We start from the raw sequence: 16,258 nt of genomic DNA, 5'->3' as shown, positions 1-16,258 counted from the left end.
TAATGAAATGTTAGCGAATAAAATGAAAGGTGGATAATGTATGGACAAAAACTTATTTATTAATGCAAGTGAAGTGGTGGATATGCTGGATGTGTCGAAACCTTATGCCTATAAGCTAATCCAGCAATTCAACAAAGAACTTGCCGAAAAAGGCTATCAGATTATTCCCGGCAGAGTCAGCAGGAAATATTTCAAGGAAAGGATGTACGGATTGAATGAGTAGGGGGTGTGGAAATGTCGGTTCATAAAAATAAAGTGACGGGTAAGTGGGATGCATATAGCTATTACTACGATTACACCGGGAAACGAAAACAGAAGCACAAAAGCGGTTTTGAGAAGAAGAGAGATGCACAGGAATGGGAACGGCAGTTTGATCTAAAGAAAGACCGTAATCTGGATATGAGTTTTGGCGTGTTTGTAGAAATGTATATGGCAAATGAAGAAAAAAGAGTAAAGAAAAGTACATTCCTGACAAAACAGCATATTGTCGAGAAAAAGATTCTCCCTTATTTCAAGGATAGAAAACTCAAAGAGATTACAGCAGTAGACGTTATAGAATGGCAGAATGAAATGATTTCTTGCAAAAATGGAAAAGGGAAAGGTCACTCACAGGATTATCTTCGCACCATTCATGCACAGTTAAGCGCAATCTTTAACCATGCGGTAAACCTTTACGGTCTTTCCGCTAACCCAGCCAGACAGGCGGGAACAATGGGAAAGCAGTTTGGCAAAGAGATGAAATTCTGGACAAAGGAAGAGTTTCAGCGATTTATTGAAGCGGTAGCAAATAAACCGAGGTCATACTATGCGTTTGAAATGCTTTACTGGTGTGGAATAAGAGAGGGGGAATTGCTGGCTCTTACAAGAGAAGATTTCGATTTCGTAAAACAGACGGTACGAATTAATAAGACATTTCAGAAGTTAGAGGGAAAAGACCACATAGGAACACCAAAAACGCAAAAAAGTAACCGAACAATTTTTATGCCGGATTTTCTGGCAGAAGAAATGGAGATGTATATTGACAGTTTGTATGGGTATCGCCCCACAGACAGGATATTCCAGATTAGCAAGAGTTTTCTCCACCATGAGATGGATAGGGGAGCAAAAGCGGCAGGAGTGCCGGAAATCCGCATACACGACTTGCGGCATTCCCACGTTTCGCTGCTGATTAATATGGGATATTCCGCATTGGCAATTGGAGAGAGGTTAGGGCATGAAAGCATAAAGGTCACATACCGCTATGCACATCTTTTCCCAACAGTACAGACAGAGATGGCAAAAAAATTAGGAGCAGAAAGAGAGGAAATATTAGATGTCCCAAAAGAAGAAAGATGATAAAAACAGGTGGCGCAATCTTACTGTAGCTTTCCGGGTATCACCCGAAGAAAATGAAGAATTGAATATGAGAGTGAAGTTATCCGGTGCAGAGACTAAGCTGGAATATATTATTCAAAGCGTTCTCCATCAACAGGTAATTGCAAAGGGGAATCCACTCATGCTTGTGACGTTCCGAAGAGAACTGCAGCATATTGAAAAAGAACTGGAACGGCTGACATCTATTGACGAGATGGATTCTGAACTTTTGACACCGATCAGGAGTATGTTAGAAATATTAGAGGGTTTTCGTAAAAATAGTACAGGGGAAAAGAACAATGAGCGTTAAAAAAGCCCTTGCATCCGTAAATACAAGAGCCTTAGAAATGCATGATGCATCTCTGGACAAGAGTATTGTAGCACGAAGAAAAGGCAGATACAATCGAAAATTCAAAACAGAAAGGGGGCGGTGACTTGGCAATCTGTTCCTCTCAGAATACTATCGTAGATCAAATGGCTGGCATTGTAATTACAGGAAATGTGATTCCACAGAATTGGTATAGGGCAATCGTCAAGCCAACTGGTAAACCATATGTAGAAGCAATTATGATATTAGCAGATATTGTATATTGGTATCGCCCCACAGAGGTCAGAGATGAAATGACCGGGCAGACAACAAGGTTACAGAAGAAGTTTCATGGAGATTTACTGCAAAGAAGCTATCAGCAAATATCAGACCAGTTTGGAATCTCAAAGAGACAAGCGGCAAGAGCAATCGTTGCACTAGAAGAATTGGGAGTTATACGAAGAGAATTTCGTGATCTAAAAATCAATGGGCGAAGTGTGAATAATGTAATGTATCTGGAATTGATACCGGGGAGATTGCAGGAATTAACAAACCCAATACAAGGTGATAATGAATCCATGTCACCAATTTTGGGGAGACCTGCTGCCAAAAACAATGATAGAACCATAGGAAAAATGGAGACAGGTCGTGCCGGGGCGTGTGATACAAATACAAAGATTTATCCAGAGATTATCAACAAAGAATATTCAATCTTATCGTATCAGGAAGAATTGGAACAATTTAAAAAGCAGATTGATTACGATGCGATACGATTGGATATGCCATATCAGGCAGAGCAGTTAGATGAAATTGTCTCTCTGGCAGTAGAGGTTTTGACAACAACAAAGGAAACCATACGTGTAAACAAAGAGGAACGGCAGACTTATCTGGTTCAAGCACAGTTTCGGAAATTGAATATAGGGCATATACGCTATGTATTAGACTGTCTGGCTCATAATATAACCGAGGTAAGGAATATTAAAGCAATGCTGATAACAAGCCTATATAACGCTGTATCGACTATGGGCAGCTATTATATGGCAAGGGTGCAGCATGATATGTATGGAGATTGAATTTTGCCCGGTTACGGGCAAATAAAGCGGCGGACCCGCCGAAAAAAGAAATAAGTCGTGGCATCTCTCAGCAATAAGAAACTACTTTCTTTAAGCCCTCGGCGTTTGAGAGCGAAATACACCCTACGCACAAAACTTCGTTTTGTACTTCGGGTATTTCGCCCTGCTGGGAGCTAGCCGCCGATAGGCGGGAAGGTTCGTAAACGGGTGCCTATGCACCCACTCACAGTGGCAGTTGAACCACGATGCAGTGCAGGAAAGAGGTGTTGCTTATAGCAAGAAATTCATTTATACAGATGTCGAAATTGACAAATCTGAAAGGTAGAATTAACTATATATCCAGCCATGCCAGACAGGAAAATCTGTATGCTGTTTATGAAACTACAGACCGAAAATTTTGGAGTGAATTGGCAAAGTGCAATCAAGAAGAATTTAATAAAAGTGGGACGGAGGGAAAGTGTATTGAGTCCAGAGAATTGATTATTGCTCTGCCAGAGAGTTTTGTAGAGTATGTCCCGAGTGGACTATTGGAAATATTTACAAATCATTTCAAACGGAATTATGGTGTGGAGTGCATCGCAGCATTGCACCATAATAAACGTAAAACAAATTATCATATCCATCTTATTTTTTCTGAACGTAAGCTGTTGGGTATGCCAAAGGAGAAAGTTGCTACCAGAAATATGCTCTATGATGAAAATGGAAAGCACGTTAGAACCAAAAAGGAAATATTGGACGATAGCGGTCAGATGCGGGCAGGATGCAAAATTATTCCTAAAGGTGAGGTATACGAACAGAAGATTTTTACAATCAAGGACAGCCGATTTAAAAGTGAGGGGTTTTTGGATGAAGTAAAGAAGTCCTATACGGATCTCGTCAATATCTATGTGAGAGATGATAAAGAAAAATTAAAGATGTTTGACCGCAATGGGGCGTATCTTCCGATGAAAAAGATTGGAAAGAATAATCCGAAAGCAGAACAGGTAAAAGCTGATAATTTACAGAGAAAAAGGTGGAATCAGACTGTTGATAGGGCATTGGTAAGTGGGGTGCCAGAACAGAAGATTATAGAGGTCAGAAAGGTTGAGATTGGCAGGAAAGCCAATCAATCTATCCGACAGTCTGGTTGTCAGCCAGATTTGTTTGCAAATATTGTTTTGATGGCAATTAGGGTGTTGGAACTTCTGATCACACAGGTAATTAACTTGCCCAAGAAGTTTGTAAAGAAAGTGGAGGAGGAATCAACGAAGCCGGAGCAGATATCATCTGTAAATTGGTCAGAGCAAACAGAGAAGGTTACGGAAGTGGTAGAGGAGGAAATCCCGGCTAGACCGAAGAAGTCTGCTCGTGTGGAGGAATATCCAAGATTGGAAAAAATCCATGTGAAGCTACAACAGCAGAATAAGGCAATCTTCCAGAAAGAGCAAAACCTCAGAAATCTGGAAACGGAATTGCAGGAATGTAAAGGGATTTTCAAAGAAAAAAGACGCAAAGAACTGCAGGGAGAAATTGAACAGGCAAAGGAGCAACTAGAATTAATGAAGCAGAGATTGACTGATATTGTCACATCTCATGGTTATCAGAATGTGAGGGCATTTCTGGTAGAATATGAAAAATCAAGAGCTGAATATGAATGGTATAAGTGCAATGTTAGTGATTGGGAACGGACATATGGTGAGGGGAGAGAACAACAGCCGAGAAGCATACGTGCAAGGCTAAAACAACATGAAGAACAGATAAAACAAAGAGAACGTAACCGCCCCTCTGTACAGAAGCGAGACAGAGGGGCAAGATAAGGGAATAATGAATATTATTAGACACTCGGCAGAGAAAGATGTGTTGGAGGAAATTATGTATTAGTAATGTAGGCGTGGAGTGGTGGAATGTTACACATTTTTGTTTTTGAAAGTGATAGTAAAACAAAATGGGGTATGGTAAAATATTACTATTATAGTAAGCAAAAAATTTGAACGAGGTATATGTTAAATTTCAGTTTCGATATGGAATTTTAGACATTAGAACTTATGAAATATAATAATCTATTGTGTAAATTAAATTTTGTACATTATTCAGAAAAGGAAATTATAAAATTGAAGCAAGACTATTTTAGGGCGGCTTCAATAGAAATTTAAGATCACCTACGCTATAATTACTTACTGTATGCTATGAGCAGGAGACTTTGAAATGCCAATAGAATCGTCTTGATAAGGTGGCGAAGATGGTTCGCTACAGAGTGTGTAAATGAGCAATAGGAAGAGTATTTAAAAGTTTTGCTATGAAGGAAGAATAATTAGTACACAAAAACATAAAATATTAAGGAGAAGATTAGTATGAAAATTAGTAAGGATGCATTTTTTGAAGATGAAGCCTATGCTGAAGGGGAGGATATAGTGGAATACGACATTACAACAAGTCCTCGTGATTTAACGCCAGCTAATATAGTGGACATGATTGACTCGGGAATTATTGAAATACCGATGTTCCAACGCAATTTTGTTTGGGATATAAAAAAAGCTTCTAGGCTAGTTGAGTCTCTTATTCTCGGATTACCAGTACCTGAATTGTTTTTCTATTCAGATGGTGATGAGAATACAACATATAAAATCATTGATGGGCAGCAAAGGCTATTATCAATATACTTTTTTGTAAAGGGGAGATTTCCTAAAAATTCAGATTCCCGACTAGTGGTTCGCGATAGTATAAAAAGTAGTGAGTTAGATGGTCTATTAGCTAATAATAATATATTTAAAGACTTCGTTTTGGATTTAAATGAAAAGGATGACAAGAATAAAAGCAGATATCATGGTAGTAAGTTTTTAACACTCGATAAAGATTCACAGATCAAGTTTCGTTTACGCAGATATCTTCGTACAGTTGTTGTGCGACAAAATAAACCGGACGACAATAGTTCTTCAATGTTTGAGATTTTTAATCGACTTAATACTGGTGGAACACCATTGAACCATCAAGAAATAAGGGCATCTTTGTATTATTGTGAATTTTACAAAATGATTACGGAATTAAACGATGAGGATTGCTGGAGAAAACTGTTTGGAAAAGCATCACAAGACTTACGAAGTAATGATATTGAATTGATTTTGAGATCGCTTGCTCTTTTGCAAGATGGGGATGAATACTCTCCCAAAATGGTTTCTTTTCTTAATAATTTTTCGAGAAAGAGTAAGAATTTTAAAGATGAGCATATAATTTATTTGCGTAATATCTTTCTTTCTTTTATTGAAGCTTGTTCGGAATTAGGAGACAAGGCTTTTTTCAGAAACAACAGATTTTCAAAAACATTATTTGAGTCGGTTTTTGTTGCGGTCTGTAAAAAAAGTTTTCATAACAACTCATTGGTAAGGGGGAAAATAGAGAAAGCTAGTTTTGAAGAATTGAAGAATGATGAAGAGTTTGTTGGATATCTGCTATCCGGTTCGTCATCAAAGGAAAGTATTTTGAGTCGTATTAAACGAGCAGAGAAGATAATTGTGATGAATGAGGAGAAGGGCGATGAGTAATTCTGCATACCACCAATTGGACAAGTTTATTGATGAGTATGAAGAAGATTCAAGGATAATAAAAACAGACAAACTTATCATGCAAAACTATCCAAAAGTATATGTGATGTCAATTGCAAGTACGTTTGAACGGGATATAAAAGAGCGATGTCAAAACTTTATTGATTTTCCGCTATCTCCGCTCACCTCATTTCCGCAAATTAATTCGCTAATGCAAATTTGTGCTAGAAAAAATAAACCTATAACAGATGGAATGTTTGCAAAGTTTCACACAAAAGATCCAGCTACAGGGATGGTCAATTTAGATGCAACTGGGTTTTATGATTTGTTTGGAGGAGCTGTTTTTAAATGCGGTTTGGAAACACTTTTCAATAATGAACAGGCAAGTCGTCTAGAGAGTTATCAAAGTATTGTTGACGGATTAACACCATTGCTTAGTAGTGGCGAGCAATATGAACGTGAATATGCAAAAAATGTAGATATACGAGATAGGCTTTTAAGCGAGACGTTCAACTCAGGAGAAACTGCTTTTTTAAATTTGAAATTGCGTAGGAATAAAATAGCACATGATTACATAAATGGTCTCTCGGATACTTTTGAAAATATACGTGACTTTTATTTAGATGCGGTAGTGTATGTAATAGCGTTAGAAAAAGCAATTGATAATCTTACCGATATTGCTGTGATACATCCACAGTAACAGCGTTGTTCAATAAGGCGAGAAATCAAATATTCACATATTTAGCCATGCGACATGGTTATAAAGGCCTTCATTTTTCTTTGTGCACTGGCTCTATTTTGGCTCTAATAATTCTATACCAGAGAAAATTGACAAAAAATATAGACAATATGGTAATAAAAGAACGTAAAGATGTAATGAAAATTTAACAGCCACACCATCCGCACCAGAGTTTGAATAATCCACACAATCACAAGAACGCAGTATTTATGCGGGTTACAAACAAATTTGTTTAGCGATTGACAACAAAATGGCAACATTTTGTGGTTATTCCCAAAATAAAAATTTTATTTCATAACGTATATAAAGAAACCTTACTGATTTTCAGAAGTAAAAACTGAATATCGGTAAGGTTTTTCTTTTCTCTTCTTTTATTTTTCTTTTTTAGTCAATTCTTTTACGAGGTAATCACTCAGTTCCTGAGATGGTACCTTGGCACGTTTCTGGTAAGTATCCAGCTCAGGGTACCTATATCTCCATTCATCATATTCTTCCTTGCTGATTTCACCGTTTTCCAATTTGTCAGCCTGTTCCATCCATGCATGAAGCATTTCATCGACAGATGAGCCAGGAGTAGATATGGAAGAGTCAAGGCAGAAATGAGGCTGTCCATCTACATTTTTTACCTTCAGACCATACATATCTTCCAGTGCAAATAGTGTGTGCATCAGACCTATATGAGTATCAATATCTGGCACTGTTAAAGCATGAGTATTGACATCAAAGATCTGAGACATTTGTTTTACAAGATCAATCTTAGGAACTCTGGCTTCAGATTCATACTGAGCCATGCGGACATCTGAGGTTTTTCCCTTGAATCCTAGTTGTTCTCCGAGTTGCTTTTGTGTCATGCCGATACGGTTACGAAAATATTTGATACGTTGTCCGATTGCCATTCTTGTTTGCCTCCTTATAGTGGTCATTCGTGTTGCCATAATTAATGGTGACAGAAAATAAAACAATTCTGTTTAGGTTCAGTATAGCATGAGCGATTTTAGATAGCAAGAAGAACTTAAACAAAAAAATTTAATATTCTCATCAAACCACTTGGCTTAAATAAAAATGTTTAGTATCATGCAAATGTAGTAACCTAAACAAATTGGGTTAAGACAGAAAGGAGAGATGCGATGTGAAGAACAGAAGTTTTATGACAGTAGAAGAAGTTGCAGAGGAAATGGGAGTTTCAAAGTCTTATGCTTATAAGGTCGTCAAACAGCTGAATGAAGAATTACAGCAGATGGGTTATCTTACAGTAGCAGGCAGAGTGAATATTAATTATTTCCGCAAAAGAATATGCTACAGCGAAGCGTAAGAGAAAGGAGAACTTGTATGAGCATTCATAAAGATAATGCCACTGGAAAGTGGCGAGTGGTCTATCGTTATACCGATTGGACAGGAAAAACAAAACAAACTTCCAAACGAGGATTCTCGACAAAACGAGAAGCTCAAATGTGAGAACGAACAGATGTTAAAGCATGATGTAAAGTTGGATATGACATTTGCAAGTTTTTATGAAATCTATGTGGAAGATAAGCAAGAACGCATCCGGGATAACACCTGGGGAACTAAGAATAATATCGTCAGAACGAAAATCCTTCGGTATTTTGGGGAGAGAAAGATAGGAGAGATTGAGCCCAGAGATGTGATTGCATGGCAGAATCATTTGCTGGCATTTAAAAGAGAGAACGGAAAAGGGTATTCCTCTTCGTATCTGCGGAAAATCCACAGCCAGTTAAGTGCTATTTTCAATCATGCAGTCGATTTTTATCATCTTCCTTCCAATCCGGCACAGAAAGCCGGAAATATAGCATCAAAGGAATATAAGGAAATGTTGTTCTGGACGAAAGAAGAGTATTTGAAATTTGCAGATGTGATGATGGATAAACCAGTTTCCTACTATGCGTTTGAGATGCTTTACTGGTGCGGAATCCGAATGGGAGAATTACTTGCATTGACACCGGCAGATTTTGATTTTACAACGCATACACTGCGGATTAACAAGTCTTATCAAAGATTAAACAGGGAAGATGTGATCACACCTCCAAAGACATTTAAAAGTAACAGAACCATTAAGATGCCACAATTTATCTGTGATGAAATGCAGGATTATGTGGGAATGCTTTACGGACTGAAGGAAGATGAAAGAATTTTTACGATTTCCAAATCTTATCTGCATCATGAAATGAACAGAGGATCAAAAGTATCCGGAGTGAAACGAATTCGCGTGCATGATTTGAGGCACCCATATGTCAAGGTCACGACAAAAAATAATTTATTGCAAAAGGACTTTGGACGTGTATTTATCCAAAGTCCTTTTGCTTATTTACTTTATAAACAAACTGTGCAATTTAAAGTGGTTTCCGTATTCCTGCGTTATATGAATCACAGCAAAATTTTGAATTATATAGATACCAGACACCGTTCAGTGTAACTCTTTTTTTAAAGATAAAATTCTAAGCAATAAGAGCATTCTCTTTTATAAGGTTAACCAGAGCTACCAGCTTCGCTTGCTCAGGCGGAGCAAAAAGCTTGATAAAACTCTGTGGCTTATCGAAAGGCGGTTTCATCAACTCTGTGGCATTTTCAATATACCCATTTTGCACCACATAGTCCACCACTTTATGAACAAATACAATTTGCTGCTGATTCAGTCCTTGCTCATTGATAAACCCAGAAAATACCTGCATAGCGGCTTCATACTCCAGCTTTGCAATCTTGCGGATGAGCAGTCCAAAAGGCGTGTCACCAAACTCTTTTTTGTAGTCGTCTTTGTTGCCAAGTTCTTTGGTTAGAATATCAGACAGTGTTTGATAGTCAAGCTCTGTCAGCTTTACATTATTACGTAGTTTCCAGATAGCGGTAGCATCTTTGTGCTGTTCAATATAACGATTGACCTTAAGGCGGTAATCTTCAAAGGTATAAGCTTCCCCGATGCTTTCGCCTTCCTTTGCAGCAAGCACCACATCTGTCAGATCAGTATAAACCGTTCGTTGCCCGCTGCCCTCATCAATAGTAAATTTGATAAGCCCACGAAGTTCTGCGCGCACTTGTTCTAAATTCAACAGGTCACAGTTTGTCCAAAACTCATCTGTGGATATCGTGGTAATCAATGGAAGTTTAGCCTTCACCTGCGGGATGGCAGTACGCCCCGCAAGGTCATTGGCTAAATTGCAAAGCTGAGCCTTTAGCTTTTTAAACATAGATGCCGATTCACATGCTGCCAACATCAGCCCATACATAAAATTGTCAAAACGCTTTGCATACTCGTCCTGTTCCTCGTTATAGACAAGCGGCGCTAGGCGGTGAATCAAGTCATGCTTGTCTTGTTCGCTGATTTTCTCAAATACAGCTAAAACTTTAAATTTCTCCACTGTTCCCAACTGCAAGCGAACAGATACCAGTTCCGTATTGAGTGTAGCCACCTGATTACAGAGAATTTGCGCCAGTTCTTTTCGCAAAGCACCATGCTTCTCATCCCCGAAACTCGCTTCTTGCAGAAGGGCAATCAGCCGTACTTGTTTTGCAAAAATTGCTTCCGAAAGGGTCTGGTTTTCCCTGCCCTCTATGCCATTGGCGTTGGTACGGAAAAACTCGAAATTCTGGCAATAATCAAAAATATAAAAGCGCCGCTTATCACTATAAGCACCATCTATTGAGTCCATGCAAGAAAGGCTTTTACACAGTCTGGTGCCTCGTCCAATCATCTGCCAAAACTTCGTCTTTGATCGCACCTTTTTGAAAAACACCAGATTGACCACCTCCGGCACATCAATACCGGTGTCCATCATATCCACCGAAACAGCAATCTGCGGCGGCTTATGGGGCTGCTTAAAATCATCAATCAGCGTTTGTGCAAAGGTATCCTCACAAACAATGCGGCGGGCAAAATCCCCCTTGTACTGAGGGTAGAGCACATCAAAGCGGTCAAGGATAAACTGAGCATGCTTCTTGTTCTGGGCAAAAATAATAGTCTTGCCAATGCGGTCGCCGCCCTCCACTTTGATGCCTTTAGTCATAAGGTCTTGCAGTACCATATCAACCGTGTGCTCATTAAATACAAATTCATTGAGCTTTGGTGAGGGAATAAAGTCAGGCAATCCACCGTCATCTTCGGCAAAATCCTCCTCATACCGCCGCTTGTCCTCATCAGACAGCTCTTCGTATACAATACCTTCCTCCAAAAACTTGGTGGTGACCTCAATGTTATAAAAAGGAACCAGTACATGGTCAGTCTGCACGGCGGTTTCATAGTCGTAAGCGTAGGTTGGCACACCTGCTTCCATCTCAAAAAAATCGTAGGTGTTGCGGTCTACATCGGTTTTCGGTGTGGCTGTCAGCCCCACCACAAGAGAATCAAAATAGGCGAAAATCGCACGATACTTTTTGAATATACTGCGGTGCGCTTCATCCACGATGATTAAGTCAAAATGAGCAGGGGTAAAAAGCCGCTGATCATCTTCGGTTTTGGCGGTGTCAATGGCATTTAAAATGGTGGGATAGGTGGAAAACACAATCCTTGCGTTTTTATCATCTTTGTTTGACAGCAAATTACAAAGTGACATATCAGGCAAATAGTTCTTGAAATCGTTCTTTGCCTGCTTCACCAGCGCTGTACGGTCTGCCAAAAAAAGAATATTTGTGATATACCCGCCACGAGAAAGCACATCGGTGAGGCTGGATGCCGTTCTGGTTTTTCCTGTGCCGGTTGCCATTACCAAAAGGCTTTTTCGGTGTCCCGTGGCAATATTATCGCAAACCGCACGGATTGCTTCTTTCTGGTAATAGCGGTCGGTGATGCGGTCGTCAATGACAATGCTGCTAAGCTCCCGGCGTTCGTCCCGGCGGTTGATAAGCTTTTCCAAGTCGCTTTTAGAGAATAAACCGCTGACCAAGCGTTGCGGATAGCTCTGGTCATCCCAAAAGTAGGTTTCAAAGCCGTTGGTGCAAAACATCAGAGGTCTTCTCTTACACTTGCGCTCAATGGCGTCAGCATACAGCTTGCACTGTTGGCGGCCAATATTAGGGTCTTTGCTGGTGCGCTTGGCTTCCACCACCGCAAGGGGCTTCCCGTCCTTGCCAAGGAGCACATAATCCACAAAGCCAAGCTGACCGTCCACGCCTGCCATATCTTCTACTGGATATTCCTCGATACAATCCTTGTTTTCACCCTCGAAAATCCATCCCAACAGCTTCAAATCTACATCTATATATTTCTTGCGTGTGGCAAACTCGGAAAGATCATCCGGCGTAAAGTTTCGCTGGGGCATTTCAGTTGTTTTAAGTTCCATGAACTGCGGGGAGTGTGCGGCAATCTGTGCCTGTAAGCGGGCAATTTCCTCATCCTTTTGGGCGATGATACTCTGCTGTTCTTTGATTGCCTTCTCATTTACTAAAATTTTTTCACTTGGAATAAGTGCCTCGGAAAATTTTCGCTCCTCATAGTTTGCACCATAGCAATAGTCAATCCACTGGACAAACTCAAACAGCCCGGAAAGCGAAAGCATGGCGTCACTTTTGGATACCTGTTTTTCGGTATGTACCGCCAAATTTCCCAGCTTTATGATAAATGGCAGCTTGCCCCATGTCTGATGATCGAGGGCAGAACGGAAAGTCGGCTCATGGATAAGAGATTGCAGATTGTCCTTGTAGGGCGTCTGCATGGTGCTGTCGGCGGAGTATACCCACTTAACGCCAAGCTCCAAGGCTTTTCGCGCGCCTACCGCCGCCATAGCGGGAGAGGTTGACAGTACTCGCTCGGCCTCTATGCAGGCAGCAGCAAAGAGGGTGTATTCTTTTTGAGTTGCTAGAAAACTGAAGTTTGACATGGTATCACCTCGCACATATATCTTTTTTTAGTCTTGCATTGCTTCAATTAATCCAAAAAAGCTGCGTGTAATTGGGTAGTCAATCGACAAAACATATTTCAGTGGCTCTTGGCCGTCTTTAAAAACAGGAATTGTTTACTCCGGTCATCACTAGCCGGAGTATTTCTATGTAAGCAAACAAAGTTATCTAACAGAAGTTGCTCTTGTAGGTCTTGCCTCTCATATGCTTTCGTAATTTTTTTGTATTTGTAACCAAAGTATTCAAACAAGGTGCTCTTTGCAATATTAGTCCGATATGCGAAAAGTGCTAATTTAATGTGCTCTGTTTCTGTATATTTCTTAAAAAATTGGTTTTTAGTAATTGTGTCTCTAAATTCTGTTGTGGATAAATTCCCTTTTACTTCAATAGTCATTAAACAATCTCTTGGATTGACAAGAAACAGCCCCCCGTCTAACTGCCTGCGATGCATTGTTTTTCTACAAACCAGAATATCACATTGCGGGCTTTGTATTCCCCGCACAACGACAAAACCAGTGACAAACTCAAGCATCTGAAATCGGCCACGCAATTCACTGATTAGAATTTTTTTTCCACAACGTCCCATTTCTGCATTATGGTTTAGCTTATTCGCGATAAAATATTTACAGAATAGGAGTTGCTCGGTATACTCATCAAACACTAAGGTGATATCGTCTGGCATAACTATCACCTCACTCGAAATATTTCTGCATTAAACTGCTTAACAGATTCTCTGCCTCAGTTAGTGCCTGTTGTATTTGTACTTTTTGGGCTTCGATTTCGGTGGCAATAGAAGAAAAATGAGCTTGTAGGGAGAGGGGAGGAACAATAAAAACAAGCTTTTCAAGTTTTCCTTTTGATAAAATTCCTTTCAAACTCATATTAATAGTGCTTTGAATGTACCTTGGGGTCATTCTAAATAGCCAATACAAAAAAAGTGTGTCATACTCATTAGCAATAACCGCATTTATTTGTTGGTTAAATGCCACCGTCCTATTTGCTATTGCTACACGACCAATACTTCTTATGCTTCCTGCAATGCACGCCATTAAAATAGCATCTGCATTAACAAGGCGTCCAATTTCTGCGCCGCGCTCAGATAGATATTCGGATGCTTGAGTAACATATAATGCATCTGTAATATTATCTGTTTTAATCCATTCAATGCAATGTCCATAGTTATCTTTGCAGTTGCGTGGCGGTGTGTTTCCGGTAACAATTTGAGTCGTTTTTGACAATGGCTTTCTATCCCACCCCTTTTCATTGATCACCGGGTCTCCAAACATTTCATAAAACACCGACTGCAGTAGCTTGTCCAACTCGGTAAGTTGCTCCTTGTAACCTTTGACTATTTCGCTGGCAAGATCAAGGTTTTTGGCAATACGTTTTTGCTCGTCTAAGGGCGGAAGGGGGATTTTAACTTGGTCTAAAAAATCATTTAGTCTAAGATTGTGGATTCCTGTTGTTTTGTTTTGAAATCGAGCAGTAATTCCACTTTTGTAGTAACAAAACAGAAATAAAAATACATAATGATTGTCTACAGCATCAGTATTTACTCTAAGGGATGCCGTAAAATTATTATAAATATACTGTCTAGGAGCACCATCATAATAAACCACTCGCCCGACGGGTTTTGTATCACTCCCCCCTGATTTTTCAATAATAATATCACCATATTTAAGTGCTTTTTTTTCAAATTTTTTTGGAGAAATTTCTCGATATACAACATTCGTATAATCAATGATTCCTTCATCTGTAAAGTTAGTTGTGCGTAAAACAGGAACTCCAGTCCCAGTTTTATCTTCATTTCCCCATTCGCCGCTCAGAGGTTTTTCAACAACATCCCCCAGCCTTACCATTTTCCATTTACTCATTAATCCGCCCCCTTAACTCCTCGGTTTTGGCGGCGATATCTGCGTTCAGCGTGGCAAGCCTATCTAAAATCACAGACGGCGCATCATACTCTACCTTCTCATAGACCACCTCTTTATAGCGGTTGATGGAAAGATCATATTGATTGTCTGCAATTTCCTCTTTATTCACAAAAAAGCTCTGCTCGGTTCTGGCTCTGTCCGCCTCTCCCTCCAAGTTTGTAAAACGGGTGAGAATATCAGGAATATCGTTTTCAGTGATTTCGCTGCGCTTATCGTCCAAGGAGAAACCGTCGGCCTTCATATCATAGAACCAAACCTTGTCCGTGCCGCCTGCCCCAGTTTTGGTAAATACCAAAACGGCGGTGGAAACCCCCGCATAGGGCTTAAACACACCGCTGGGCATGGACACTACCGCCCGCAGGTGATGGTTTTCCACCAGCTCCTTACGGATGGCAATATGCGCTTTAGAGGTGCCAAACAGCACCCCATCGGGAACGATACAGGCACAGCGACCGCCTTTTTTCAGCATACGGATAAAGAGCGCCAAAAACAGCAGTTCAGTCTTTTTGGTATTGCAAACGGCTTTTAGATTGTCGTTGATACTCTCCGCGTCCACCGTGCCGGTAAAGGGCGGATTGGCTAAAATCACATCATAGCGTGAGGAAATCTCATTTTGCTTGGATACGCTGTCCCGATAGTCCACATCAGGGTTAGTAATAGAGTGGAGCATCAGGTTCATTGCTGAAATACGCAGCATGGTATTGTCGGAATCAAAACCGGTAAAAGCCTTGCCTGCAAAATGCTCCCACTGTTCGGTAGTCATATCGCTCTCAAAATGCTTACGAATATATTCCGCAGAGGACACCAAGAAACCCGCAGTGCCGCAGGCAGGATCACAGATATGGTCATCGGGGGTAGGAGCCACCAGTGCCACCATCATTTCACGAATGTGTTTGGGGGTACGAAACTGCCCATTTTGTCCGGCAGTGGCCAGCTTACCCAACATATACTCGTAGAGGTCGCCCAGCATATCCTTGTCTTTTATATCATGCTCATACAGTTCGTCCAATGCCGTGACAACCTTCTGTAAAAGCTGTTTTTTCCCTTCGGGGAACAGGAACATGGCATCTTTCATGTAACGGGAAAAGGCAGTTTGCTCTTCGGTTTCATTATCGCCAATGGCTTTAATAAAGGGGAACACCTTTTGCCCAACAATTTCATAGATTTCACGAGGGTCGCGGTTTTTAAATTTGCTCCAACGCATTGCCTGTCCTTCGTCATCCTGTGGGAAAATCTTAGGCATTTTCTCGCCGCTGATGGCTTCAAACTGCTCGGCCTCTAAATCCTTTTCGTCCAAGGAACGAATGAACATTAAATATGTAAGTTGCTCAATAACGGTAAGCGGGTTGGTGATACCTCCCGCCCACATATCCGTCCAAATTCTGTCTATCTTGTTGCGAATTTCTCCTGTAATCATTTCAATGCTCCTAACCTATCATTCAATCAATAAAGTTATTTTTTCTTCATGCAAGTACTCATTATAGTACTAA

At 40.2% G+C, this 16,258-nt stretch carries 13 protein-coding genes and 1 pseudogene; 9 read left to right on the top strand and 5 right to left on the bottom strand.

What is annotated here, in order from left to right; all coding sequences use genetic code 11:
- Positions 1 to 40: 40 nt before the first annotated feature.
- The 7 genes from NQ502_RS07485 (at position 41) to NQ502_RS07455 (ending at position 6,951) form a co-directional block, all read left to right on the top strand.
- Positions 41 to 223 (top strand): hypothetical protein, encoded by a 183-nt coding sequence (locus NQ502_RS07485; protein ID WP_028527563.1) that lies wholly within the window; start codon positions 41 to 43, stop codon positions 221 to 223.
- A gap of 11 nt (positions 224 to 234) precedes the next feature.
- Positions 235 to 1,335 carry a site-specific integrase gene (locus tag NQ502_RS07480; protein ID WP_028527562.1) on the top strand — a complete coding sequence of 367 codons (1,101 nt, stop codon included), beginning with the start codon at positions 235 to 237 and terminating at the stop codon, positions 1,333 to 1,335.
- Entirely contained in the window at positions 1,313 to 1,663 is a 351-nt protein-coding gene (locus tag NQ502_RS07475; RefSeq protein WP_028527561.1) for a plasmid mobilization protein, read from the top strand. Before NQ502_RS07480 ends, NQ502_RS07475 begins: the two co-directional genes overlap by 23 nt.
- 125 nt (positions 1,664 to 1,788) lie before the next feature.
- Positions 1,789 to 2,733 (top strand): DUF6017 domain-containing protein, encoded by a 945-nt coding sequence (locus NQ502_RS07470; protein ID WP_028527560.1) that lies wholly within the window; start codon positions 1,789 to 1,791, stop codon positions 2,731 to 2,733.
- A 245-nt stretch (positions 2,734 to 2,978) separates the two neighbouring features.
- Positions 2,979 to 4,529 carry a MobA/MobL family protein gene (locus tag NQ502_RS07465; protein ID WP_242830214.1) on the top strand — a complete coding sequence of 517 codons (1,551 nt, stop codon included), beginning with the start codon at positions 2,979 to 2,981 and terminating at the stop codon, positions 4,527 to 4,529.
- Between the two features lie 534 nt (positions 4,530 to 5,063).
- Positions 5,064 to 6,251 carry a DUF262 domain-containing protein gene (locus tag NQ502_RS07460; RefSeq protein WP_044982978.1) on the top strand — a complete coding sequence of 396 codons (1,188 nt, stop codon included), beginning with the start codon at positions 5,064 to 5,066 and terminating at the stop codon, positions 6,249 to 6,251.
- A complete protein-coding gene (locus NQ502_RS07455) occupies positions 6,244 to 6,951 on the top strand; it encodes a hypothetical protein (protein WP_028527557.1) in 708 nt (235 codons plus the stop codon). The genes NQ502_RS07460 and NQ502_RS07455 overlap by 8 nt, the downstream gene beginning before the upstream one ends.
- 410 nt (positions 6,952 to 7,361) lie before the next feature.
- On the opposite strand, the gene NQ502_RS07450 is transcribed toward NQ502_RS07455, so the two are convergent.
- Positions 7,362 to 7,886: a helix-turn-helix domain-containing protein gene (locus tag NQ502_RS07450; RefSeq protein ID WP_028527556.1), complete on the bottom strand. Its 525-nt coding sequence runs from the start codon at positions 7,884 to 7,886 to the stop codon at positions 7,362 to 7,364.
- Between the two features lie 233 nt (positions 7,887 to 8,119).
- On the opposite strand from NQ502_RS07450, the gene NQ502_RS07445 reads away from it, so the two are divergent.
- On the top strand, positions 8,120 to 8,302 hold the full coding sequence (locus NQ502_RS07445) for a helix-turn-helix domain-containing protein (protein ID WP_028527555.1): 183 nt from the start codon (positions 8,120 to 8,122) through the stop codon (positions 8,300 to 8,302).
- 17 nt (positions 8,303 to 8,319) lie between these two features.
- A pseudogene (locus NQ502_RS07440) lies at positions 8,320 to 9,421 on the top strand (site-specific integrase).
- A 22-nt stretch (positions 9,422 to 9,443) separates the two neighbouring features.
- On the opposite strand, the gene NQ502_RS07435 reads toward NQ502_RS07440, so the two are convergent.
- From NQ502_RS07435 to NQ502_RS07420, 4 genes are all read right to left on the bottom strand, one after another.
- Positions 9,444 to 12,815, bottom strand: a complete 3,372-nt coding sequence (locus tag NQ502_RS07435; protein ID WP_028527554.1) for a DEAD/DEAH box helicase family protein — start codon at positions 12,813 to 12,815, stop codon at positions 9,444 to 9,446.
- A 98-nt stretch (positions 12,816 to 12,913) separates the two neighbouring features.
- The gene (locus tag NQ502_RS07430; protein ID WP_028527553.1) at positions 12,914 to 13,516 is read right to left on the bottom strand and encodes a DUF6602 domain-containing protein; all 603 of its coding nucleotides are present in this window, start codon (positions 13,514 to 13,516) and stop codon (positions 12,914 to 12,916) included.
- A 10-nt stretch (positions 13,517 to 13,526) separates the two neighbouring features.
- Positions 13,527 to 14,708 (bottom strand): restriction endonuclease subunit S, encoded by a 1,182-nt coding sequence (locus NQ502_RS07425; protein WP_049898035.1) that lies wholly within the window; start codon positions 14,706 to 14,708, stop codon positions 13,527 to 13,529.
- Positions 14,701 to 16,185, bottom strand: a complete 1,485-nt coding sequence (locus NQ502_RS07420) for a type I restriction-modification system subunit M (RefSeq protein ID WP_028527552.1) — start codon at positions 16,183 to 16,185, stop codon at positions 14,701 to 14,703. The genes NQ502_RS07425 and NQ502_RS07420 overlap by 8 nt, the downstream gene beginning before the upstream one ends.
- Positions 16,186 to 16,258: the final 73 nt, after the last annotated feature.

It is taken from the genome of Ruminococcus gauvreauii, from assembly GCF_025151995.1.
In the GTDB taxonomy this organism is placed as follows: domain Bacteria; phylum Bacillota; class Clostridia; order Lachnospirales; family Lachnospiraceae; genus Ruminococcus_G; species Ruminococcus_G gauvreauii.
Note: the sequence above shows the minus strand (reverse complement) of the source record. Positions and strands in the feature narration are given on the sequence as shown.

Excerpts from the sequence above, each read along its gene's own strand:
- NQ502_RS07450 (WP_028527556.1), bottom strand. The coding sequence starts at position 7,886 with ATGGCAATCGGACAACGTATCAAATATTTTCGTAACCGTATCGGCATG.
- NQ502_RS07435 (WP_028527554.1), bottom strand. The coding sequence starts at position 12,815 with ATGTCAAACTTCAGTTTTCTAGCAACTCAAAAAGAATACACCCTCTTT.
- NQ502_RS07465 (WP_242830214.1), top strand. The coding sequence starts at position 2,979 with ATGCAGTGCAGGAAAGAGGTGTTGCTTATAGCAAGAAATTCATTTATA.
- NQ502_RS07420 (WP_028527552.1), bottom strand. The coding sequence starts at position 16,185 with ATGATTACAGGAGAAATTCGCAACAAGATAGACAGAATTTGGACGGAT.
- NQ502_RS07475 (WP_028527561.1), top strand. The coding sequence starts at position 1,313 with ATGTCCCAAAAGAAGAAAGATGATAAAAACAGGTGGCGCAATCTTACT.
- NQ502_RS07430 (WP_028527553.1), bottom strand. The coding sequence starts at position 13,516 with ATGCCAGACGATATCACCTTAGTGTTTGATGAGTATACCGAGCAACTC.
- NQ502_RS07480 (WP_028527562.1), top strand. The coding sequence starts at position 235 with ATGTCGGTTCATAAAAATAAAGTGACGGGTAAGTGGGATGCATATAGC.
- NQ502_RS07460 (WP_044982978.1), top strand. The coding sequence starts at position 5,064 with ATGAAAATTAGTAAGGATGCATTTTTTGAAGATGAAGCCTATGCTGAA.
- NQ502_RS07485 (WP_028527563.1), top strand. The coding sequence starts at position 41 with ATGGACAAAAACTTATTTATTAATGCAAGTGAAGTGGTGGATATGCTG.
- NQ502_RS07425 (WP_049898035.1), bottom strand. The coding sequence starts at position 14,708 with ATGAGTAAATGGAAAATGGTAAGGCTGGGGGATGTTGTTGAAAAACCT.
- NQ502_RS07455 (WP_028527557.1), top strand. The coding sequence starts at position 6,244 with ATGAGTAATTCTGCATACCACCAATTGGACAAGTTTATTGATGAGTAT.